The following is a 21,896-nucleotide window of genomic DNA, read 5'->3' as shown; positions in this document are numbered from 1 at the left end:
GCCGCCCTCACAGGTACCCGGGGGTGGGGGTGATGGTCTCGATGTCCTCCGCGGGCGCATTCCCGACGTCGGCCGGGCCGGTCGCGCCGTTGGCGGGAGCCGGGCTGACGTCGGGCAGGCCAGGGCCGCCGTCGCCCGGCAGCCCGGTGCCGACGTCGCCCGGCAGCCCGGTGCCGACGTCGCCCGGCAGCCCGGTGCCGGCCAGGGCGCGGCCGCCGGCGACCGCGCCCGGCGCGCGGGCGGGGCTGAGGGTGCGGATGTAGGTGATCCGCTCCCCCTTCTTGCCGCTGACCCGGGCCCACTCGTCGGGGTTGGTGGTGTTGGGCAGGTCCTCGTTCTCCCGCATCTCCGCGGCCAGCGCGGCGAGCAGGTGCTCTGTGCGCAGGCCCCGCTCACCGGTGGCGAGCAGGTCCTTGATGGCCCGCTTCTTGGCCCGGTCGACGATGTTGGCGATCATCGCGCCGGAGGCGAAGTCCTTGATGTACAGGACCTCCTTGTCCCCGCCGGCGTAGGTCACCTCGAGGAACTCGTTCTCCGGCCCGGTGCCGTAGAGCGCCTCGACGGTGGTCGCGACCATGGCGGCCACGGTGGCGACCGGGTCGCCGTCGTGCCGGGCGAGCTCGCCGGGGTGCAGCGGCAGGTCGGGGGTGAGGTACTTGGCGAAGATCTCCCGGGCGCCGTCGGCGTCCGGGCGCTCGACCTTGATCTTCACGTCCAGGCGGCCGGGGCGCAGGATCGCGGGGTCGATCATGTCCTCGCGGTTGGAGGCGCCGATGATGATGACGTTCTCCAGCTTCTCCACCCCGTCGATCTCGCTGAGGAGCTGGGGGACGATCGTGGTCTCGACGTCGGAGGAGACCCCGGTGCCGCGGGTGCGGAAGAGGGACTCCATCTCGTCGAAGAAGATGACCACCGGGATGCCCTGCGCGGCCTTCTCCCGGGCGCGGGCGAAGATGACCCGGATCTGCCGCTCGGTCTCGCCGACGTATTTGTTGAGCAGCTCGGGGCCCTTGATGTTGAGGAAGTAGCTGCGCGGGGAGCCGGTGGGGCGGGCGTCGCCGTCCTCCTCTTCCCGACGGCGGGCGGCGGTGGTGGCCAGCGAGGTCGCCACGGCCTTGGCGATCAGGGTCTTGCCGCACCCGGGCGGGCCGTACAGCAGCACGCCCTTGGGCGGCTTGAGGCCGTGCTCGCGGTAGAGGCCGGGGTGGAGGAACGGCAGCTCGACGGTGTCCCGGATCTGCTCGATCTGCGGGCCGAGGCCGCCGATGTCGCTGTAGTCGGTGTCCGGGGTCTCCTCCAGCAGGAGCTCCTCGACCTCCGAGCGCACCACCCGGCCGGTGAGGAACCCGGTGCGTATGTCGGCGGTCAGTGCATCCCCCACCCGGACCCGCTCGGTGAGCAGCGGGCCGGCCAGGCGCATCACCCGCTCGTCGTCGCTGCGGGCCAGGACGAGCACGCGGTCCCCGTCCAGGACCTCCTTGACGGTGACGATCTCGCCGGTGGTGTCGAAGCTCCCGGCGCCGACGAGCAGCAGCTGCTCGTTCAGGCGGACCTCCTGGCCGGGCCGCAGCGCGCCGAGCGGGACGGCGGCGGAGGCGGCGACGCGCATCTTTCGGCCGCCGACGAAGACGTCGGCCTCGCGCTCCTCGAGGTCGGCGGCGAAGAAGGTGCCGTAGGAGCCGGGGGGCTTGGCGACGGAGTCCAGCTGGTCCTGGAGCTGGACCAGGCGCTGCCGGGCGGTGTCGAGGGCCTGGGCGAGCCGCTCGTTCTTGCTGGCCAGCGAGATCGCCTGCTGCTCGAGCTCGCGGGCCCGCGCCTCGCTGTACCGGTCCACCTGGGGCATGTCCGTCCTCTCCTGCCGACCCTCCCAGGGTAGGCCGGCCGCCTCCGGCGTGCGGGGAGGGGTGGGGCACGTCACGTGCGGGCGGCCGTGGCGGCAGACCGTGCGCAGGTCTGGGAAGGGGCTAGGAACGGCGCGGATCTGGGTCTACCGTCGAGGGCATGCCCACCGTCCCGATCAGTGCCGCGGCGGCGCGGCTGGACGACCTGGTCGACCAGGTGGTCAGCAGCCGCACGGCCGTGACCATCACGAGGGACGGCCGGCCGGCCGTGGTGCTGGTCTCGGCGGAGGAGTGGGAGGCCCTGCAGGAGACGCTGTTCTGGCTCTCCCTCGACGGCGTGCGCGCCGACGTCGACAACGGCCGCGCCGCGGCCGAGGCCGGCGGGACGCTGTCCGAGGCGGAGGTCCGCGCGCGGCTGTGTCGACCCGCGAAGGGTTGAGCAGTATGCCCTACGAGGGTCTGGTGACCTCGTCTGCGACGCCCGACCTGGGGCGAATCCCGCCGATACGTCGCCGCGGTGCCGACGTTCATCTGCGCTCGCGGAGAATCCGCGCCGGGTCGGCCAGGCGCTCGGCGCGAGCTGACCGCGGTGTCCTGAATACCTGAGCGTGTCGAGTTCGGTGTGTCTTACTCCGGCGCGACGACCTTCAGTCCGTTCGCACGGGCAGCCTCGGCGAGCCTGGTGTCGTAGGTCAGGATCGCCGCCGCCTCGATACCCAGTGCACCGGCGAGGTGCAGCGCATCGAGACTGCGCAGGCCGACCTGCGGGTACAGGCCCGCTTTGCGGAACTGGTCCCTCGTCAGTGGGGTCAACGTCACGCCGTCAAGGACGGCGGTGATCAGTACCTGATCGATGCGGTGGCGCATACCGATCCGGCGTAGCTCGGTCTCCAGGAGATCACTGGAGACCACAGCCATCCCTTCGTCCAGGTAGCTGCGCAGTCCGTCCGACTCCCGCTCGTCGCTGATGAGCTTCACCGCCGCCGAGGTGTCGAGATAGACCACCTGCACTGGCGTCGATGCAGCAGCCGTCATCAGCGATCCTCGCGCTCGTCATCGACAATCTCACTCACGGAACGACCGAGCGCGACCTTCGGGAGCGCCGACCAACCGCCGCTTCGCCGAGCGGGCCGCGATACCGGGAATGGCAGCACCGGAGTCGCGGCAGGAGAGAGATAGGCGACGACGACGCCGCGGTTCGTCACCTCCATCGCCTCCCCGGCGGCGACACGGCGCAGGATGTCGGCGGAGTTGTTGCGTAGTTCGCGATGCGTGATGGTAGCCACATGCGCGAGTGTAGCACGATGCGTAGCATGCTTTGCTCCCGCACCACCGTCTGGGGTGCCGGGGCGGCGCGACGCGGAGGTAGTGGCGGCTCCACCCTGACGAGGATCTGGCGAAGATCGCGCGCGCTGCACGCTCACTGATCCCATCGGACTGACGCAGCTCAATGTTGTTGCACCGAGCGGAGAACTCTGTAGGTCCGCGAAAGTAGGCGTGCCCTGATCGGCTTCGTCCTGCAGTTCTCTATCGCTGGGCGGCGACGCACGTGGATGGTCGTTGTTCAGGCGGAGTGGAAGTCGAGGATGGTATGCATTTCGGCTTCGACTCGCTCGTGGTCGAAGCGCGGGAGACCGAGCGCTGTGGCGGTGCGCTCGGCGAGGGTGCGGTACAGCTCGGTGGTCGCGAGGAGCGCCCGTGTCGAGTCGTCACCGTCGAGGCCGCCCCAGCAGTGTTCGAGAGCGTGCTGGATATCGGTGTCCATCCACTGTCGCATCCTCGTGCCAAGGTAGCGGGTGTCGAGCCCTGCGCCGTGCTGGGCATGGTGATCCCATTCAATCATCCGCAGCAGTTCGGCTTTCAGGTCTTGGTCGCGTAGTTTCGCTGACCACGGCTCGTCGCGCACGATGGCCTTGGCCTGCATCAGGGCAGCCGCCCACGCCCAGTTGATCGACTCCTCGAACTCTGCCGCCGAGGGCGGCGAGGGCGGCTCTCGGGAGGACGTGGACAGTGAGGCGGTCGCGGCAGCGCCGTCTTTGTCGAGCAGCACCCGGAACGGGCGCGCATACACTCGACCGGTCAGACGCGGCGCGGGTAGCAGGGTGAAGTCGAGCTTGCCGCCCGCATAGTAGATCAGGCGGGTCGGGTTGCCGCCGCCGTCTTCGAGCCGTTCGACGACGAGCACTTCGCCGAGGTCACTCCACCACGACTCGTCTCGCAGAAGCGCCTCGACGTCCGTGGTGAACACTTCGATATCCCGGTCGGAGAGCGGATGTGCGGCTTCGGCGGCGGCCGATCCGGTCAGCACGAGCGCCCGAACGTCAGTGTGGCCCTGCGCCCACCGGATCAAGGCTTCTAGCGCACACGAGTAGTCCATCCCTCGATTCTCTCATCGCCACTCCAGGACGCGGTCCTCCTCGCTCGGGAACCCTGTCATCTCCTACAAGCCTCGCGCTGGCCCTCGCGGCGTGGGTCGTGGCGGTGGAGGTCGTGCTCGAATGGGTCGTGGAGCTGCTGCGCCCGTTCTGCCGCCCGCTGTCGCGCGTGCTCCTGCTCGGCGCTCTTCGCTCATCCTCAAGAATCGAGCCTGGCGCGACCTCCAACGCGCGTCGCACGTCAACGTCATCGATGAACGAATAGGAGCCCGCAGGATGCGGCGCGGTAATGGTCTTGCCACTCGCCCTTGCGCCCTCAATCACCACCGCTCCCGCATCGATCAGCGCACGATCAAGCGCTGCATCGATCACTCTCGGCCGGTACCGGCATCCGGCGTGTCGATATTAGCTTGAGTGCCTAACTACCCGCCGAGGGATCCGGGGATCGGCACTCGGCTGTGCCCCTAGCGCGTCTTTCCATGCTCTCACTGTGGGTCTGGGCCGCCGGTAGGATTGGCGCATGTCGCAGCGGTGAGAGAAGACCAAAGCGATGTGAAGATCGTACGGTCTCTGTTCGACTACGGGAGCAGATCGAGCATCTGAGGTCGCGCTTTCATTGCGTGGATCACGAGTTCGTTTCCGCTGTCGAAGACGAGTACGACCGTCTCCAGCATGCGGCCACGGGTATCGAACCGAGACGCAGCTGCCTTGCGGGGCTGTTGTCATCGAGGTCTTCGATCCAGGTCGCCCACGTCGCAGCCTGGACCGCGTCCTCGGGGTCGATGCCGTGCTTGCGAGCGGACGGGTGGACTCTCACGTGAAGGCCAAGGCCTCCCGGATCACCTCGGAGCGAGACTTGCCTTCACGTTCGGCCCGTGCATCAAGGTCGGCGACCTCGTCCGCGGTGAGGCGCAGCGCAACAACCTGTGACGGCCCAGCGCCACGGCCAGGTCGCCCACGGCCGCGCTTCTTCAGTGCCTCGACATCGTATCCGGCCTCAGCCTCGTCCGCCCATGCTGCGATCTGCTCCTCGGTGACAGGAGTGCCCTTGATCGTCTCGCGCTCAGCCATGCCATCGATGTTATACGAAACGGTGCGCCGGCCCACCTCCCAGCGACCACGCTGCGACCGGGCATCCGAGATGCGCCGAGTGCCCCAACTGCCGGCGCGGGCTCCGGGGATCGGCACGCGGCGGTGTGCCCCGCTGACCCGAGCGTGGCATGCTTCCGGCCGCCGTGGCGGTTGCGACCGTGATGCTGCGCCCCGAACCCGGGCGCTCCCGCGGGAGCGCCCGGTCGCTACCGACCGGCTGCCCGGCCAAGGCTACGTATGGCGTCGACGATGGACGTCACCGGCTGGTGCTCGGCGAACCAGCGGGATCGATGACCCAAGCCGCGGGGCCCCGGGCAGGCCCATGAGCCATTCCACGAACTCCGGTGCTGGTCGCGGGCGTTACGACGACGCCCGTGGGGGCCGGACGACGCCTCTGCGGGCACCGGCGCCGCGCGCAGCACCCTGCGTCAGCCGCCGTCGTCCGCGGCGGGCGGGGCGCCCGACCCGGACGCCAGCCCGGTGGCCTCCATCGCCGCGCGGCGGGCGACATCGCGCCGGACCCGCCGCACCTTCTTGTCCGCGACGGTCCGCTCCCCCACGTCCTCCGGCGCCCAGTCGCCGTCGGGCGCGTAGGCACCCTTGGCCGGCCGCCGGGTGCGCTGCGGCGGGGTCATGCCGGGCGCTAGGCGGCGGGCGGTGACGAGGAAGCCGGTGTGGCCGATCATCCTGTGGTCCGGGCGCACCGCCAGCCCTTCGAGGTGCCAGGTCCGCACCATCGACTCCCAGGCCCGCGGCTCGGCGAACTGCTCGGTGCCGCGCAGGTCCTCCACGAACCGGCTGAGCTGGGTGGTGGTGGCGACGTAGGCCAGGACCAGCCCGCCGGGGACGAGCGCCTCGGCGACGGCGGCCAGGTTCTCCCACGGGGCCAGCATGTCCAGGACCACCCGGTCCACCGTGGCCGGCCCGGCCCGGGCGGGCAGCACCTCGGCGAGGTCGCCGACGACCACCTCCCAGGCCGGGTGCGGCCCGCCGAACCAGGACTCGACGTTGGCGACGGCGATCTCGGCGAAGTCGGCGCGGCGCTCGACGGAGAGCAGGTGCCCGCGCTCGCCGATCGCGGAGAGCAGGCTCATGGCCAGCCCGCCGGAGCCGACGCCGGCCTCCACCACCCGCGCGCCGGGGTAGATGTCGCCCATCTGGACCACCTGCGCCGCGTCCTTGGGGTAGATGACCGCCGCGCCGCGGGGCATGGAGAGCACGTAGTCGCTGAGCAGGGGCCGCAGGGCCAGGAGCTGGTGGCCGGTGGCCGTGGTCAGCACGGTGCCGTCCTCGGCGCCGATGAGCTCGCGGTGGTGGAAGGAGCCCCGCTGGCTCTGGAAGTAGCCGTCGTGGGTGAGCACGACGGTGTACTGCCGGCCCTTGGCGTCGGTCAGCTGCACCCGCTCGCCGGCCCGCAGGGGTCCGCGGCGGCGGGCCGGTCCGGGCGGTGGCGCGTCGCCGGCGGGCGGGGTGGGCTCGGTGGTCACGGCCGGGCAGTCTACGGGCCGGGCTGGCGGGGGTCGCGTACCGGGTCCTCGCACCTGGTACGCGCACCGGCTGGTGAAGCACGGGCTGGTGCACCGGCTGACGGGACGGGCTGGCCGGTTACCCGCGGCGGTGGACGGCGGGCCTGCGCAGGGCCGCGGCGACGTCGGCCACCGACACGATCCCGCGCACCCCGGCGGCGTCACCGACGACGGCGACCGACCCGTGCTCCTGCGCCCGGGCGACGGCCTGCGCGGCGGCGGCCCCGGTGAGCGGGGGCAGGACCTGCTCGGCGGCCAGCGGGTGGGCGACGGCGGCCACCGGCGTGGTGGCGCGGCGCTCCGCCGGCACGGCGACCACCGCGGTGACGTCGACGACGGCGACCGGCCGGCCGCCGTCGATCACGACCACCGCCGCCCCGCGGGCCAGGGCGGGCTCAGCGTCGGCCACGCTGGCCGTCGCCGGCAGGGCGGCCGCCGGGCGGAGCAGGGCGAGCAGGTCCAGGGTGCGGGCGGCGCGCAGGGTCCGGGCGGCGGCGAGGGACTGCCCGGCCCCGGCCCACAGGAACGAGCCGAGGATGGCGACCCAGAGGACGGTGCCCAGGCCCGGCCGACGGCCCTCCAGCAACGGCCACAGGAGGACCGCCGCGACCACCGCGACGACGACCACCCGGCCGCCCCAGGCGGCCACGGTGGTGCCGCGGAGCCGGTCGCCGGTGGCCCGCCAAACCGCGGCCTCGAGGATCCGCCCGCCGTCCAGCGGCAGCCCGGGCAGCAGGTTGAACACCGCCACGATGGTGTTGGAGACGACGGCGCCCCACAGCACCAGCCACAGCGGCAGCGCCGGGCCAGGCAGCTGCGTCGCGGCCCAGGCGGCGGCCGCGAGGACGGCGTTCGCGGCAGGGCCGGCGGCCGAGACGGCGGCGGAGGCGCCGGGCGTGGGCAGCTCGCGCTCGAAGGCGGTGTGGCCGCCCCAGAAGGTGATGACGTACTCCCGCGGGCGGGACCCGAGGCGGGCGGCCACCAGGCCGTGGGCGAGCTCGTGCACGAGCACCGAGACGAAGAGCATGACGACGAACGCCGCGGTGGTCGCGGCGACCGTGCCGGTCGGCGCGCGCGGGACCAGCCCGCGCACGACCGGGTAGTACAGGGCCAGCAGGACGGCGGCGATGAGCAGCCAGGACGGGGCCAGCACCACCGGCACGCCGCCGAGCCGGAACAGCACCCAGCCCGCGGTGGAGGCCCGGGCCGGGCGCGGCTGGCGGCTCACCGGTCCCACCCTACGGGGCGGGTGCCGGGGTGTCGGGCCCGGTGCGGGACGGCCGGTGCGGGACCGGTCGGCCCGGTGCGGGCCGATCAACCCGGCACGGGACGCTGGTGCCGCGTCATCGGCAGCCGGAGGCCCGGTGCCGGGGCGCCCGCAGCGGCTGGCCCGCCGCCGCCCGGCCCCCAGGCCGGTGCGGCGCCGCGGGGATGTCGGTGCGCCGGGTTAGCGTGACGAGCATGACCGAGACCGCCGTCGCCACGCCCGTCCAGGACGCACCGCCCCGCCGGGCGGCGCTGTCGCCGTCGCGCGCCAAGGACTTCCAGCAGTGCCCGCTGCTGTACCGGTTCCGGGCGGTGGACCGGCTCCCGGAGCCGCCGAGCCCGGCGGCGGTCAAGGGCTCGCTCGTGCACGCGGTGCTCGAGCGGCTCTTCGACCTGCCGGCCGCCGGCCGCACCGAGCCGGCCGCGCAGGCCCTGCTGAACCCACAGTGGGCCGAGCTGCAGCAGCGCCGCCCGGAGGTGCTCGGCATGTTCACCGGGCCGGAGGACCTGGGCACCTGGCTGGTCCAGGCCCGGAGCCTGCTCACCCAGTACTTCCGGATGGAGAACCCGCAACGGCTCCAGCCGGCCGAGCGGGAGCTGCTCGTGGAGACCGAGCTCGCCTCCGGGGTCCTGCTGCGCGGGTACGTCGACCGGCTGGACGTCGCCCCGGACGGCGCGGTCCGGGTGGTGGACTACAAGACCGGCCGCTCCCCGAACCCGCGGTTCATGGACGAGGCCCTCTTCCAGATGCGGTTCTACGGGCTGATGCTGTGGCGGCTGCACGGCACCGTCCCGGCGCGGCTCCAGCTGGTCTACCTGGGCGACGGGCGGACGGTCGCGCACGACCCGGTGGCGGAGGAGCTGCTCGCGACCGAGCGGTACCTCGAGGAGCTCTGGCAGACCATCTCCGCCGCTGCCCGGTCCGGGGAGTTCGCGCCGCGGACCTCCCGGCTGTGCGCCTGGTGCAGCTTCCAGGCCTACTGCCCCGCCTTCGGCGGCGAGCCGCCGGCGGTCCCCGAGGAGGGCCTGCGCCACCTGCTCACCGTCGGCGGGGTGGACCCGGCCGGCCCCGGGAACCCGGCGGAGCCGGCCGGGTCCGCAGCGCACGCCACGGTCACCGAGCCGGCCGTGCTCGCGGAGCCGGCCGCGCTCGCCGAGCCCGCCGCTCTCACCGAGCCGGCCGAGCGCGCCGAGCCCGCCGGTGGACCCGGGACGGTCAGACCCTAGACCGCTCCGGCTCGAGCTGGTCGACCACCTCGCCACCCGCAATGCGGGCGAGGAGGCCCAGGTCGAGGTCCTCCAGGGTGCGGAGCCGGGACAGGCCGGGCTGCGCCGGGACCGGGACCATGAGCGGGACCGCGACGGTCGCCGCGCCCGCCGCCAGCGCGGACGTCGCACCCACCGCGGAGTCCTCCACCGCCACGCACCGGGCGGCCGTCGTGCCCAGCCGCCGGGCGGCGATGAGGTAAGGCTCGGGGTGCGGCTTGCCGTGCGTGACCTCGTCACCGGCCACGACGGTGTCGAACGCCACCGGCGAGGTCTCGGTCACCGCGGCCGTCAGGACCCGGTAGGACATCGTCACCAGCGCCCGCGGTACCCCTGCGTCGGCCAGGGCGGCGAGAAGCTCGCGGGCGCCGGGGCGCCAGGGGACGCCGTCGCGCCGGACCCGGGCGGCCACCGCGCCGACGAGCTCGGTCACCAGGTCGTCCGGGTCCACGTCGATCCCGGTCTCGTCCAGGATGACCCGGGCGGAGGTCCGCAGGTCGTTGCCGACGAGCTGCAGCCCCTGCTCGGCCGACCAGCTGCCGCCGTGGCGGGCGATGACCTCGGCCTCGGTCGCCATCCAGTACGGCTCGGTGTCCACGAGGGTGCCGTCCATGTCGAGCAGGACCGCGTCGGGTAGGTCGGGGTCGGGCAGGGCGGGGTCAGGCAGGTCGGAAGGAAGCACGTCTCGACCATAACCGGGACGCGCCCGGCGGCCCGACGGCGTCCGGGTGGCTCTGGCACCTAGGCTGGGGGGATGACCGGCACTCCCCAGGGCGAGGCCCGCCGCGGCCGCAAGGCGGACGCCGAGCTGCCGCCCGCACTCCTGCTGGCGGCGTTCGAGGGCTGGAACGACGCCGGCAACGCCGCGACCTCGGCCCTGGAGCACATCGCCGACGCGTGGGACGCGCGCCTCGTCCACGAGGTCGACCCCCAGGACTTCCACGACTTCCAGGTCAACCGGCCGGTGATCAGCCGGGACGAGGACGGCACCCAGGTGCTGAGCTGGCCGAGCACGACCATCTCGGTGGCCCGGGCCCCGCTGTCCGGCCGGACCGTGGTGCTGCTGCAGGGGGTGGAGCCGTCCTTCCACTGGCAGGACTACTGCGAGGAGATCCTCGAGGTCGCGGCCCAGCTCGGGGTCGGGACCGTCGTGGGCGTGGGGGCCCTGCTCGCCGACGTGCCGCACTCCCGGCCGATCCCGGTGCAGACGAGCTCGCAGGACCCGAAGGTCCAGGCGCTCCTGGGGGTCGAGGGGTCGGACTACGAGGGACCCTCGGGCATCGTGGGGGTGCTCGGGCACCTCGCGGCGGAGCGCGGGCTGCACACGGTCGGCGTGTGGGCGGCGGTGCCGCACTACGTGGCGCAGCCGCCCTCCCCCAAGGCCACGCTGGCGGTGCTCGAGCGGCTGGAGGAGCTGGTCGGGGAGCCGCTGCCGGTGGGGGACCTCCCCGAGGACGCCCGGGCCTGGCAGGCCGGGGTGGACCAGCTGGCCGGGCAGGACCCGGACGTCGCCGAGTACATCCAGCAGCTCGAGGAGGCCAAGGACACGGCCGAGCTGCCCGAGGCGTCCGGGGAGGCCATCGCCCAGGAGTTCGAGCGGTACCTGCGCCGCCGGGACGCGCACGACAAGGGTGACAAGGGCGGGCCCGGCCCCAAGTAGCGGCCGCGGGCCGGGGGGGTCTGGCACAAGGCGGCGGCCGCACGGCGGGGTGCACGGCGGGGTGCTCGCCCCGGCTCTCGCTACAGCGTCCTCGCCCCGGCTCTCGCTACAGCGCGATCCCGAGCAGCGCGTCCAGGGTGCGGCGGGCCAGCCGGGGGCCGACCTCCTCCCCGCCGTCGCCGTCGGCCAGGGCCCGCTCGACCCAGCCGTCCACCGCGCGCAGCGCCGCCGGGGAGTCCAGGTCGTCGGCGAGCGCGGCCCGGACCTCGGCGAGCAGCGTCTCGGCCGCGGGCCCGCGCGGGGCGCGGACCGCCTGGCGCCAGCGCCGCAGCCGGTCCCGCTGCCACCGCAGGCGCTCGGCGGAGTACTGCCAGTCGCTCCGGTAGTGGTGGTCGAGCAGGGCCAGGCGGATGGCCATCGGGTCCACCCCCTGGCGCACCAGGTCGGAGACGAGGACGAGGTTGCCGAGGGACTTGCTCATCTTCTGCCCGCCGCAGGCGACCATGCCGCCGTGGGCGTGCACGAGCACCGGGGCGTCGAACCGGGTCAGGGCCCGCAGGTGCGACTCGCTCATCTCGTGGTGGGGGAAGACCAGGTCCCGTCCGCCGCCCTGCACCTCCACCACCGGGCCGAGGTAGTGCCGGGCGATCGCGGCGCACTCGATGTGCCAGCCCGCCCGGCCCGGGCCGAGGGACCGGCCGGGCCAGTGCGGCTCGTCCCGGCGGGCGCGGCGCCAGAGCAGGGGGTCCAGCGCGGACCGCTTCCCGGGCCGGTCGGGGTCGCCGCCGTTGTCGGCGAACACCGCCACCATCTCGGCGGCGTCGAGGTGGGCCGCGGTGCCGAAGAAGGGGTCCTGGGACAGGTCGGCGTAGGTGTCGGCGGCCGGGTCCCCGGGCGCGTCGGCGGCGGCCGCGGCGCCGTCGTCGGGCAGCGCGGCAAGCTCCTCGGCGGGCACCGGCACCGGGTAGGCGACCCCCTGGTCGACCATCTCCTCGACGGCGGCCGCGACGAGGTCCATCGCCTCCACGGCCCCGACGAGGTGGTCCGGGGCGAGCACCCGCAGGCCGGTCATGTCCGAGCGGTAGAGCTCGACCTGCTCGTCGGCCAGCGCGCGCCAGTCCACGCCGGTCTCCCGCGCCCGCTCCAGCAACGGGTCGTCGACGTCGGTGACGTTCTGGACGTAGGTGACCGTCCGGCCCGCGTCCCGCCACGCCCGGACGAGCAGGTCGAAGCCGACGTAGGTGCTGGCGTGCCCGAGGTGGGTGGCGTCGTAGGGCGTGATCCCGCAGACGTAGAGCGTGGCCGGCTCCTCCGTCCGCGACGGGAGGGTGGTCCCCGAGGCGGTGTCGAACAGGCGCAGCCGCGGCCCCTGGCCGGGCAGCGCGGGGACGTCGGGGCTGGTCCAGCTGCGCACGCTGCACTCTAACCCGCCGCTGACGGGACTTACGGTGGCTGACCGTCCGGCTCAGGCCGGGTCCCGCGGACCGGGACGACACACCGCACCGCCCGCCGACACCTGGATGGTCCGGGCACACCGCCCGCACCGGAGGCCCGGCTCGGCGCCGGCGGCACCGGACCGCGGCTACGGCACCGCCTGCAGGACCCCGGCCAGGACCAGCCCCACGACGACGGCGGCGAGGACCAGGCGGTAGATGACGAACACGGCGTAGCTGCGGGTGGAGACAAACCTGAGGAACCAGACGATCACCACGTAGCCGACGGCGAAGGCGACGAGCGTGGCGAGCAGGATCGCGCTGCCCGGGACGTCGGCGGCGCCGGCGGCCGGGTCGCCGAGGAGCACGTCGCCCACCAGCTTGTAGAGGCCAGAGCCGAGCACCGCGGGGATCGCCAGCAGGAAGGCGTACCGCGCCGCGGCCTCCCGGGTGTAGCCCAGCAGCAGGCCGGCGGTGATGGTGCCGCCGGACCGGGAGACCCCAGGGACCAGCGCGAGCGCCTGCGCCAGGCCGAAGACGACGGCGTCGCGCCAGGTCATCGTGTCCAGCGTCTTGGTCCGGCGGGAGGTGGCGTCCGCCCAGCCGAGCAGGACCGCGAAGACCGCCAGGGTGGCGGCGATCAGGAAGAGGTTGCGGAAGGCGTGGTCGATCGCGTCCTCCAGGAGCAGGCCGAGGACGACGATGGGCACCGACCCGACGATCACGAACCAGCCCATCCGGGCGTCGGGGTCGGTGCGCGGCACGGTGCCGCGCCACGGGCCGACCGGGAGGGCCCCGAACCACGCCCTGATGATCCGGGCGATGTCGCGGCGGAAGTAGATCACCACCGCCGTCTCGGTGCCGATCTGGGTGATCGCGGTGAACGCGGCCCCCGGGTCGCCCCCGCCGGGCAGGAGCTCGCCCACGATGCGCAGGTGCGCGCTGGAGGAGATCGGGAGGAACTCGGTCAGGCCCTGCACGAGCCCGAGGATCACTGCTTCCCACCACGTCACGAGCGGCCACCCTACTGGCGCCGGTGGGCGGTGGACGGCCGGCGGCGCGCATGGCCTGGCTCACGGACGGCTGTCCGGCCTACGTCCGCCGGCCGCCCGCCGTCGCCCACCCCCCCGGCCACCCGCCGCCGGCCGCCCGCCGTCGCCCACCCCCCCGGCCACCCGCCGCCGGCCGCCCGCCTCGGCCGCGCCCCGGGCCCCGGTCGCACCGGCCACTACGGTGTGTGGTCATGGAACAGCGCAGGCTCGGGGCCACCGGGGTGTCGGTCTCGCGGCTCGGCCTGGGCACGCTGACCTGGGGCCGCGACACCGACGACCACGAGGCGGCCGAGCAGCTCGAGGTCTTCCTCGACGCCGGCGGCACGGTCCTGGACACCGCGGCCTCCTACGGCGACGGCGCCGCCGAGGCGGTCATCGGGCAGCTGCTGGCGGGGGCGGCGGACCGGGCCGACGTCGTGCTCGTCACCAAGGCCGGGGTGCGCAACCGCCGCACCCGCGACGGCGGCGCCGTGGTCGACGCCTCCCGCGGGTCGCTGCTGGACACCCTCGACGCCTCCCTCGCCCGGCTCGGCACGGACCACGTGGACCTGTGGCTCGTGCAGTCCCCCGACCCGGCCACCCGGCTGACCGAGACGCTCAGCGCGCTGGACCTCGCGGTGCGCAGCGGCCGGACCCGCTACGTCGGGCTGTCGAACTACCCGGCCTGGACCACGGCCCAGGCGGCCACCCTGCTCGCCGCGTCCGGCGGCCCCGGCCTCGCCGCGGTGGAGGTGGAGTACTCCCTGCTCCAGCGCGGCATCGAGCGCGAGCTGCTCCCCGCCGCCCGGGGCCTCGGCGCCGGGGTGCTGGCCTGGTCCCCGCTCGGCCGCGGGGTGCTCACCGGCAAGTACCGGGCGACCGTGCCGGCGAGCTCCCGGGCGGCGTCGCCGCACCTGCGCGGCTTCGTCGAGCCGTACCTGACCGACCGCGCGCGGGGGGTCGTGGAGGCGGTGACGACGGCGGCCGAGGGCCTGGGCCGCACGGCCCTGGAGGTGGCCCTGGCCTGGGTCCGGGACGCGCCGGGGATCGGCTGCGCCGTCGTCGGCGCGCGCACGGCGGGCCAGCTGCGCGGGGCGCTCGCGGCCGAGGACCTCGAGCTGCCCGCGCCGATCCGGGCGGTGCTGGACGAGGTGACCGCGCCGCCGGTCGGCTACCCCGAGCGGTTCTGACCGGGTCGGCGAGCCTGCTGCGGCCGCGCCGGTCCGGCAGGGCTCGGCGGCCGTCTCGTCGTCCGCGCCCGGTGGGGTCGCTCGTCAGCGCTCAGTCGTGCGAGAAGTAACACAAACTCGCCATGACCGGCCGCTCCCGCGGCGGGATTACGCCAATTCGCATCACGGCTGCCGCGACATTGTGTTACTTCCTGCACGGTCCCGTCGTCCGTGCATGGTCTCGTCGACTGCGCCGCCGAAGTCTCGTCCTCCGCGCTCAGCGGATCTCGTCGTCCTCGTCGTCCTCGTAGCCGTCGCCGTCCTCGTCGTCCCCGTCCTCGTCCTCGTCGTCCTCGAAGAGGTCGTCATCGTCCTCGTCCTCGTCGTCCTCGGTGTAGATGTCGAAGGGGGTGTCGACCCCGAACCCGGTGAACAGGGCGTCGTCGTAGGTGTCGAAGGCGTCCATCAGCGTGCTGGCCGCGGCCAGCACCGCCGGTGCGTCGCTGTCCTGCGCCGCGGCGACGGCGTCGTAGTGTGCCTCGAAGGCAGCGATGAGACGGTCGAGCGCAGCCCGCGGGTCGGTAGCCATGTCCCCGAGGGTAGCGTCCCCTGGACTGCGTCACACCTCCGCTCTGACCTGCGCAGATACCCTAGATTTCGCTATCTTCGCAGCGAGAGGGAGCATGGGGTCGATGGCCAGCAGCAACCAGCGCGTGATGGGTCGGCGTCGGCGCGGCGCCGGCGCGGAGACCTACTACGAGTACCGGACGTTCACCATCCCCCGCTCGGTGAGCCGGGGGGACGCCCGCCGCCTGCTCACCGACGAGGCCGAGTACGGCCGGTGGGAGCTGGCCCGCACCCGGGTGTACCTCGGCGGCAACCGCAAGGTGTGGCTCCGCCGCAAGGCCATGCGGGTGGAGAGCACCCTCTGACGCGGGCCCGCGTCGGCCGGGGCGGCCGCGGCTGACGCCGTGCGCTGACGCCCGACGGCGGCGGCCCCGCCCCCGAGACGCCCTCTCCCGCCCCCGACGACGCCCTCTCCCGCCCCCCGGCCGGGGCGGTCCCCGACCGCCTCAGCAGGTGCGCAGCAGCCGCTCCAGCACCCGGCAGCCGAAGCGCAGCGCGTCGACCGGCACCCGCTCGTCCACGCCGTGGAACATGCCGGCGAAGTCCAGGTCCGCCGGCAGCCGCAGCGGCGCGAACCCGTAGCCGGTGATCCCCAGCCGGGACAGCGCCTTGTTGTCCGTCCCGCCGGAGAGCATGTACGGCAGGACGACGGCGCCCGGGTCCTCGGCGTCGAGCGCGGCGACCATGGCGTCGACCAGGTCGCCGGCGAACGGCGTCTCCAGACCGGTGTCCCGGTGGATGTCCTCCACCCGCACGCCCGGCCCGGCCAGCTCACCGATGGTCGCCAGCACCTCCGCCTCCTGGCCGGGCAGCGGCCGGACATCGACGGCGGCCGTGGCGGTCCCCGGGACGACGTTGGCCTTGTACCCGGCCGCCAGCTGGGTGGGGTTGGCGCCGGTGCGCAGGGTGGCGCCGACGAACTTCGCCGCCGGCCCGAGCGCGCGTACCAGGCGGTCGATGCCGTCGAGGTCCTCAGGGTCGAACGGCAGCCCGGTGAGGTCGGCGACGCCGGTGAGCAGCTCGCGCACCGTGCCGGTCAGGTGCAGCGGCCAGGGGTGCTGGCCGATCCGGTGCACCGCCCCGGCTAGCCGGGTGACGGCGTTGTCCTCGTTGACCTGCGACCCGTGACCGGCGGTCCCCTCGGCGACGAGCCGGAGCCAGGCGAGGCCTTTCTCCGCGGTCTGCAGCAGGTACACCCGCCGCCCGTCGACCTCCACCGAGTACCCGCCGACCTCGCTGACCGCCTCGGTCGCCCCGGCGAACACCTCCGGGCGGTGGTCCACCAGCCAGTGGGCCCCGAGCCGGCCGCCGTTCTCCTCGTCCGCCAGCAGCGCGACGACGACGTCCCGGGGCGGGCGCCACCCGGTGCGGGCCATGTCCCGGACCACGGCCAGGATCATCGCGTCCATGTCCTTCATGTCGACGGCGCCGCGCCCCCAGACCATCCCGTCCCGGACCTCGGCGGCGAACGGATCCACCGTCCAGTCCCCGGCCTGGGCGGGCACCACGTCGGTGTGCCCGTGCAGGACGAGGGCCGGGCGGGTCGGGTCGGTGCCGGGGATGCGGAGCAACACGCTGGCGCGGCCGGGCTCGGACTCCACCAGCTCGGGGTCCCAGCCGACGTCGGTGAGCAGGCCGTGGACCAGCTCGGCGGCCGCCCGCTCCCCCGGGCCGGAGCCGTCGCCGTAGTTGGAGGTGTCGATGCGGATGAGGTCGCGGCAGATCTGCACCACCTCCTCCTCCGGCCGCACGGGCGCGTCCGCGGGGCGCCCGGCGCCGGGCTGGCCAGGACCACGCTGGCCAGGACCGGGCCGCCCGGCGCCGGTCTGCGGTACGGGCTGCCCGGGGTCGGGCTGCTGCCGGGGGGCGTGGCGCGGCTCGCTGGTCATAGCGGCAGGCTACCCAGCGCCGTCAGCGGCTCGGCCCGGCATCCGCGGGGGCCAGCCCGCGCCGGCGCAGCAGCGGCTCGATCCGGGGGTCCCGGCCGCGCAGCTCGCGGAAGGAGACCATCGGGTCGCGGGAGTGGCCCCGGCCCAGGAGGACCTGCCGGAACCGCCGGCCGGCCGCCCGGTTCAGGCCGCCGTCGTCCCCCTGCGCCGCCTCGGTGGTGAACCACTCCACGGTGTCGGCGTCGAGGACCTCGGACCACAGGTAGGCGTAGTACCCGGCGTCGTACTCCCCGCCGAAGGCGTGCAGGAAGTACGTCGAGGAGTACCGGGGCGGAACGAGCTCGAGCGCCGCCCCGGCCCGCTCCAGCGCGGCGGCCTCGAAGGCCGGCACCGCGGCCGGGTCGTCGGGGACGTCCTCGGGCGCCAGCTGGTGCCAGGCCTGGTCGAGCAGGACCGCGCCGAGGTGCTCCGTCGTCGCGAAGCCCTCCCCGTAGGTGCCCTGGGCGAGGAGCCGGTCGAGCAGCTCGGCGGGCAGCGGCTCCCCGGTGGCGTGGTGCCGGGCGAACCGGGTCACGACGCCGCGGTTGGCCAGCCACATCTCGTTCACCTGCGAGGGGTACTCCACGACGTCGCGGGGCACCGCGGTGCCGGCGAGGGAGGGGTAGCGCACGTCGGAGAGCAGGCCGTGCAGGGCGTGGCCGAACTCGTGGAAGCAGGTGCGGACCTCGTCCCAGGTCAGCAGGGTCGGGGCGCCGGCGGGCGGGCGGGTGACGTTGAGGTTGTTCACGACGACGGGGCGCCGGCCGAGCAGGCGGGACTGGTCGACCAGCTGGTGCATCCACGCCCCGCCGCGCTTGCCCCGGCGGGCGTAGTAGTCCCCGACGAACAGGCCCAGGCCCGTGCCGTCGGCCTCGGCGACCTCCCAGACCCGCACGCCGTCGGCGTAGCCGGGCAGGTCGGGCCGGGGGGTGAAGGTCAGGCCGTACAGGTCGGTGGCGGTGGCGAAGACGCCATCGGTGAGCACCCGGTCCAGCTCGAGGTAGGGGCGCAGGACGGCGTCGTCGACGGCGAAGCGGTCCTGGCGGACCCGCTCGGCGTAGTACGCCCAGTCGGCGGCCCGCAGCCGGGCCGGGCCGGGCACCTGGGGATCGGCGTCGATGGCCTGCTGGAGCTCGGCCGCCTCGGCGGTGGCGTTGGCGACGGCGGGGCCGGTGAGCCGCGCGAGCATCTCGGTCACGGCCGCCGTCGTCGCGGCGGTGCCGTCCGCGGCGACGTAGGCGGCGTGGTGCGGGTAGCCGAGCAACCGGGCCCGCTCGGCCCGCAGCCGGGCCAGGGCGAGGACCGCGCCGCGGGTGTCCAGGTCCGCCGGCTCCCCGGTGCCCCGGCCGCGGGAGGCGGCCAGCAGGCGCTCGCGCAGGTCGCGGTCGGTGAGCTGGCTGAGCAGCGGCTGCTGGGTGGGCAGCAGGAGGGTGATCAGGTGGCCGGCGCCGGCAGCCTGCTCGGGCCGCTCGGCGGCGTTGGCGGCCAGCCCGGCGACGGTCGTCCCGTCCAGGCCGGCGAGCTGGGCCGGGTCGGCCACCGGGACCGCGCCGTGCTCGAGGCCGCGGACGGTGCGCTGGGAGAACTCCGTCTCGCGGCTGACGATCTCGCGGTTGAGCGCGCGCAGGCGGTCCATCTCGGCGTCGGTCAGGCGGACCCCCGCTCGGAGGAAGCGGCGGCGGTAGGTGTGCAGCAGCCAGGCGGTCTCCTCGTCCAGGTCGAGCAGCGGCGCCGCGGCGTGCAGGGACTCCAGCCGGGCGAAGATCCGCCGGTCGAGCAGGAGGGCGTCCTGGTGGGCGGCGAGGCGCGGGGCGACGTCGGCCTCGACGGCGTCCAGCTCCGCGCCCCCGACGGAGCCGACGAGGGTGCCGAGGACGGCGAGGGCGCGGTCGAGCAGGGCGCCGGAGCGCTCGAGCGGGACGAGGGTGTTGGCCACCTCCGGGAGGTCGGGGTCGGTGGCGATCGCCTCCCACTCCGCGCGCTGGGCGGCCATGCCGGCCAGGATCGCGGGGCGGAGGTGCTCGGTGCGGACGGCGGCGAAGTCGGGCAGCTCGTACGGCAGGGACGAGGGGGACCGGAAGGGATTGTCCTGGCCCAGCTCGCCCTCGGGGAGGGTGTCGGGTGACGGCATGCTGGGCATTGTGCCGGTCGGTTCCCGGGCCGGCGCGGCGGGTCGGGGTCGCGGCGGGCGGGCCGCTTGCCAACCGCGGTTGGCGTGTCCTGCCGACGGCGGTGCGCCGCCTCTTGCCGACCGCGGTGGGCAGCGTCCTGCATAGCCGCGGCAGCGGGAATCACTTGCCGACGACGGCGGGCGCCGGGCGCCGGCGGCGGTGGGCGGCCTCTTGCCGCCGGCCACGCCAGCCACTAATGTGCAACCTCGTGGTTGTACATTCCGTCACTGACGCGACCGTGGACCAGGTGTTCCACGCGCTCGCCGACGTGACCCGTCGTGACATCCTCCGCCGGGCGGCGGTGGCCGAGCTGTCGGTGTCACGACTGGCCGAGGCCTACCCGATGAGCTTCGCGGCGGTGCAGAAGCACGTCGCGGTGCTGCAGCGGGCCGGCCTGGTCACCAAGGAGCGTCGCGGCCGGGAGCGCCTGGTGCGGACCGACCCCGACGCGCTCCGCCGGGCGCGGGAGGCGCTCGACGCGCTGGAGTCGGCCTGGTCCGGTCGGGTGGACCGCATGTCCGGGCTGCTCGCCGAGGAAGGCGGACAGCCGGCAGGACCGAGGAACGGTAGGCGACACGACGACCGCCACGGCGCGCCCCAGCAGTCGCCTCACGGCTCGAACGGCGCGACCGATGGCGGTCAAGACCCGCATGGTGACCAAGATCCGTACGGCATCCACGACCCGCACGACGAGAGGACACGACAATGAGCGTCACCGACGTCCGCAAGGACTACGACAACCTCACGCTGACCCTGGTGGCCGACCTCGCCGCCCCGGCCGAGCGGGTATGGCAGCTGTGGGCCGACCCCCGTCAGCTGGAGCGGTGGTGGGGCCCGCCGACCCACCCGGCGACGGTGGAGGAGCACGACCTGACCCCCGGCGGGGCGGTCACCTACTTCATGACCGGTCCGGAGGGCGAGCGCTACCGCGGCTGGTGGCAGGTCAAGAAGGTCGACCCGCCACGGTTCCTGGAGTTCGTCGACGGCTTCGCCGACCAGGACGGGACGCCGAGCGCAGACCTGCCGACGACCACCACCCGGGTGGAGCTGACCACCCACGAGGGCGGCACCCGGATGGAGCTGCGCTCGGTCTACGACTCGCGCGAGCAGATGGACCAGGTGCTGAGCATGGGCGCGGCAGAGGGCCTGCAGGAGGCGGTCGGCCAGATGGACGCACTGGTCGCTGCCTGACTCTCCGACGCTCTCGGGCCCCGGACGTGGTGCCCGGCGGCGCCCCGGCCCCACGGGCCACCGTCGGGGCCGGACGCCGCGCGTCCCGCCGTCGGGCAGGGGACGCGGTCAGGACCGGCCGCGATAACCGCGGCGGGCGAGGACGCCGGCGATGTCGGGCGGGAAGAAGCCGGGGCCCTTGAGGACCTTGCCGTCCTCGCGGTAGATCGGCCGGCCGTCCGCGCCGAGCTTGGAGAGGTTGGACGCCTGGATCTCGGCCAGGACCTCGTCCAGCGGGATGCCGCACTCCAGCGCCATGCCGTAGATGACGTAGACGAGATCGCCCAGGGCGTCGGCGGCCTCGACGGTGTCCCGGGTGCGGTCGTCGGCGGCGACCGCCCGGGTGAACGCGGCGGACATCTCGGCGCCCGCGGTGGGCCCGTACACGGCCTCGACGAGCTCGGCGAGCTCCTCGGCCACCAGCGCCATCCGCATGTGGACCCGGTCCCGGTCCACGCTCGGCGGGTCGGCCACGACCGGCAGGCCGTAGGTGGCGTGGAACTGGCGCACGAGGGCGTCCGGGTCCCGGGGGGACGGCGCGGGGCCAGGGGCGCCGTCGACGGCGTGCGACGGCTGTCCGGACGGCCCGCCGACGGCGTTCGGCGGCTCTCCGGACGGCCCGCCGTCGGCCGCCGGCACCTCCCCGCCGTCGGCAACGGCCACGACCGGCACCGGACCGTCCCAGTCGGTGGCCGGCCGCCGCGGGTCGTTCGCGCGCAGCGTGCCGATCCACCCGTCCTTCCACTCCCCGCGGGAGTGGTTCAGGGCCCGCACGGTGCCCTCCTTGCGGAAGCCGTGCCGCCAGGCGACCCGCCAGGAGGGCCAGTTGCCGACGTCGGCCCGCCACTCCACGACGGACAGCCCGAGCCGGCCGAAGGCGGCGTCGAGGGCGAGACCGACGGCGGTGTGCATCAGCCCGCGGCCGCGGGCCTGGCGCCCCAGCCAGTAGCCGATCACGGCCTTACCGTCGGTGATCCCGTGCAGGTCCACCATGCCGTGCAGCCGGCCGTCGCTGTAGATGGCCCAGGTCGCCGACGCGTCTGCCCAGCCCTGCGGGACGACGGCGGTCACGAAGCCCTCGGCGTGGGCGCGGGTGTAGGGGACCGGGATGGTGGTCCACCGCTGGATCTCCGGGTCCTGGCAGATCTCGGTGATGCGGTCCACGTCGGCAGCCGTCGGCGGGGCAAGGACCATGCGGCGGTCGGGGGTGGCCAGGTCGAAGGGCTCCATGGCTGGCGACGGTAGTACAGCGACCGGGTGCGCCGGTGCAGCGGCTGCGGG

21 protein-coding genes and 1 pseudogene are annotated in these 21,896 nt (G+C 74.4%); 7 read left to right on the top strand and 15 right to left on the bottom strand.

Going from position 1 to position 21,896, the window contains the following annotated elements; genetic code table 11:
* Window positions 1-7: 7 nt before the first annotated feature.
* Complete coding sequence (gene arc / locus MF406_RS08040; protein WP_242897509.1) at window positions 8-1,843, bottom strand: proteasome ATPase; 1,836 nt, start codon at window positions 1,841-1,843, stop codon at window positions 8-10.
* 158 nt (window positions 1,844-2,001) lie between these two features.
* Here arc and MF406_RS08035 point away from each other — a divergent pair, with 158 nt between their 5' ends.
* Window positions 2,002-2,280, top strand: a complete 279-nt coding sequence (locus MF406_RS08035; RefSeq protein WP_242897508.1) for a type II toxin-antitoxin system Phd/YefM family antitoxin — start codon at window positions 2,002-2,004, stop codon at window positions 2,278-2,280.
* Between the two features lie 188 nt (window positions 2,281-2,468).
* Here MF406_RS08035 and MF406_RS08030 read toward each other — a convergent pair whose 3' ends face one another.
* The 7 genes and pseudogenes from MF406_RS08030 to MF406_RS08000 all read right to left on the bottom strand — a co-directional run bounded on the left by MF406_RS08030 (window position 2,469) and on the right by MF406_RS08000 (window position 8,062).
* Window positions 2,469-2,876: a type II toxin-antitoxin system VapC family toxin gene (locus MF406_RS08030; protein WP_242897507.1), complete on the bottom strand. Its 408-nt coding sequence runs from the start codon at window positions 2,874-2,876 to the stop codon at window positions 2,469-2,471.
* Complete coding sequence (locus tag MF406_RS08025) at window positions 2,876-3,127, bottom strand: type II toxin-antitoxin system Phd/YefM family antitoxin (protein ID WP_242897506.1); 252 nt, start codon at window positions 3,125-3,127, stop codon at window positions 2,876-2,878. The genes MF406_RS08030 and MF406_RS08025 overlap by 1 nt, the downstream gene beginning before the upstream one ends.
* Window positions 3,128-3,405: 278 nt before the next feature.
* Window positions 3,406-4,218 (bottom strand): aminoglycoside 6-adenylyltransferase, encoded by an 813-nt coding sequence (locus MF406_RS08020; protein WP_242897505.1) that lies wholly within the window; start codon window positions 4,216-4,218, stop codon window positions 3,406-3,408.
* A gap of 576 nt (window positions 4,219-4,794) precedes the next feature.
* Window positions 4,795-5,033: pseudogene (locus MF406_RS08015) on the bottom strand (toxin).
* The gene (locus MF406_RS08010; protein ID WP_242897504.1) at window positions 5,030-5,287 is read right to left on the bottom strand and encodes a CopG family transcriptional regulator; all 258 of its coding nucleotides are present in this window, start codon (window positions 5,285-5,287) and stop codon (window positions 5,030-5,032) included. The pseudogene MF406_RS08015 and the gene MF406_RS08010 overlap by 4 nt, the downstream one beginning before the upstream one ends.
* A 449-nt stretch (window positions 5,288-5,736) precedes the next feature.
* A complete protein-coding gene (locus tag MF406_RS08005; protein ID WP_242897503.1) occupies window positions 5,737-6,795 on the bottom strand; it encodes a tRNA (adenine-N1)-methyltransferase in 1,059 nt (352 codons plus the stop codon).
* 118 nt (window positions 6,796-6,913) lie between these two features.
* The gene (locus MF406_RS08000) at window positions 6,914-8,062 is read right to left on the bottom strand and encodes a site-2 protease family protein (RefSeq protein WP_242897502.1); all 1,149 of its coding nucleotides are present in this window, start codon (window positions 8,060-8,062) and stop codon (window positions 6,914-6,916) included.
* A gap of 233 nt (window positions 8,063-8,295) precedes the next feature.
* Between MF406_RS08000 and MF406_RS07995 the strand changes: the two genes are divergently transcribed.
* Window positions 8,296-9,327, top strand: coding sequence for a RecB family exonuclease (locus tag MF406_RS07995; RefSeq protein WP_371744635.1), 1,032 nt, complete (start codon window positions 8,296-8,298; stop codon window positions 9,325-9,327).
* On the opposite strand, the gene MF406_RS07990 is transcribed toward MF406_RS07995, so the two are convergent.
* Complete coding sequence (locus MF406_RS07990) at window positions 9,317-10,048, bottom strand: HAD family phosphatase (RefSeq protein ID WP_242897501.1); 732 nt, start codon at window positions 10,046-10,048, stop codon at window positions 9,317-9,319. The genes MF406_RS07995 and MF406_RS07990 overlap by 11 nt on opposite strands.
* Before the next feature lie 72 nt (window positions 10,049-10,120).
* On the opposite strand from MF406_RS07990, the gene MF406_RS07985 reads away from it, so the two are divergent.
* The gene (locus MF406_RS07985) at window positions 10,121-11,026 is read left to right on the top strand and encodes a PAC2 family protein (protein WP_242897500.1); all 906 of its coding nucleotides are present in this window, start codon (window positions 10,121-10,123) and stop codon (window positions 11,024-11,026) included.
* 106 nt (window positions 11,027-11,132) lie between these two features.
* Here the strand turns inward: MF406_RS07985 and mshC are convergent, their stop codons facing one another.
* Window positions 11,133-12,440 (bottom strand): cysteine--1-D-myo-inosityl 2-amino-2-deoxy-alpha-D-glucopyranoside ligase, encoded by a 1,308-nt coding sequence (gene mshC, locus MF406_RS07980; RefSeq protein ID WP_242897499.1) that lies wholly within the window; start codon window positions 12,438-12,440, stop codon window positions 11,133-11,135.
* Window positions 12,441-12,608: 168 nt separating this feature from the next.
* On the bottom strand, window positions 12,609-13,472 hold the full coding sequence (locus MF406_RS07975) for an undecaprenyl-diphosphate phosphatase (RefSeq protein WP_242897498.1): 864 nt from the start codon (window positions 13,470-13,472) through the stop codon (window positions 12,609-12,611).
* Between the two features lie 230 nt (window positions 13,473-13,702).
* Between MF406_RS07975 and MF406_RS07970 the strand changes: the two genes are divergently transcribed.
* A complete protein-coding gene (locus MF406_RS07970; protein WP_242897497.1) occupies window positions 13,703-14,680 on the top strand; it encodes an aldo/keto reductase in 978 nt (325 codons plus the stop codon).
* Between the two features lie 256 nt (window positions 14,681-14,936).
* Here MF406_RS07970 and MF406_RS07965 read toward each other — a convergent pair whose 3' ends face one another.
* Window positions 14,937-15,248 (bottom strand): DNA primase, encoded by a 312-nt coding sequence (locus MF406_RS07965; protein WP_242897496.1) that lies wholly within the window; start codon window positions 15,246-15,248, stop codon window positions 14,937-14,939.
* A 127-nt stretch (window positions 15,249-15,375) separates the two neighbouring features.
* Between MF406_RS07965 and MF406_RS07960 the strand changes: the two genes are divergently transcribed.
* On the top strand, window positions 15,376-15,591 hold the full coding sequence (locus MF406_RS07960) for a DUF5703 family protein (RefSeq protein ID WP_242897730.1): 216 nt from the start codon (window positions 15,376-15,378) through the stop codon (window positions 15,589-15,591).
* A gap of 141 nt (window positions 15,592-15,732) precedes the next feature.
* Here the strand turns inward: MF406_RS07960 and MF406_RS07955 are convergent, their stop codons facing one another.
* Entirely contained in the window at window positions 15,733-17,175 is a 1,443-nt protein-coding gene (locus tag MF406_RS07955; RefSeq protein WP_242897495.1) for a M20/M25/M40 family metallo-hydrolase, read from the bottom strand.
* A gap of 22 nt (window positions 17,176-17,197) precedes the next feature.
* On the bottom strand, window positions 17,198-19,345 hold the full coding sequence (locus MF406_RS07950; protein WP_242897494.1) for a M3 family metallopeptidase: 2,148 nt from the start codon (window positions 19,343-19,345) through the stop codon (window positions 17,198-17,200).
* Window positions 19,346-19,581: 236 nt separating this feature from the next.
* Between MF406_RS07950 and MF406_RS07945 the strand changes: the two genes are divergently transcribed.
* Window positions 19,582-20,094, top strand: coding sequence for an ArsR/SmtB family transcription factor (locus MF406_RS07945; RefSeq protein ID WP_371744633.1), 513 nt, complete (start codon window positions 19,582-19,584; stop codon window positions 20,092-20,094).
* On the top strand, window positions 20,091-20,576 hold the full coding sequence (locus tag MF406_RS07940) for an SRPBCC domain-containing protein (RefSeq protein ID WP_242897493.1): 486 nt from the start codon (window positions 20,091-20,093) through the stop codon (window positions 20,574-20,576). The genes MF406_RS07945 and MF406_RS07940 overlap by 4 nt, the downstream gene beginning before the upstream one ends.
* A gap of 108 nt (window positions 20,577-20,684) precedes the next feature.
* Here the strand turns inward: MF406_RS07940 and MF406_RS19075 are convergent, their stop codons facing one another.
* Window positions 20,685-21,845 (bottom strand): GNAT family N-acetyltransferase, encoded by a 1,161-nt coding sequence (locus MF406_RS19075; RefSeq protein WP_371744632.1) that lies wholly within the window; start codon window positions 21,843-21,845, stop codon window positions 20,685-20,687.
* Window positions 21,846-21,896 lie beyond the last annotated feature (51 nt).

The sequence above is a fragment of the Georgenia sp. TF02-10 genome (assembly GCF_022759505.1).
Classification (GTDB): Bacteria; Actinomycetota; Actinomycetes; order Actinomycetales; family Actinomycetaceae; genus TF02-10.
Note: the sequence above shows the minus strand (reverse complement) of the source record. Positions and strands in the feature narration are given on the sequence as shown.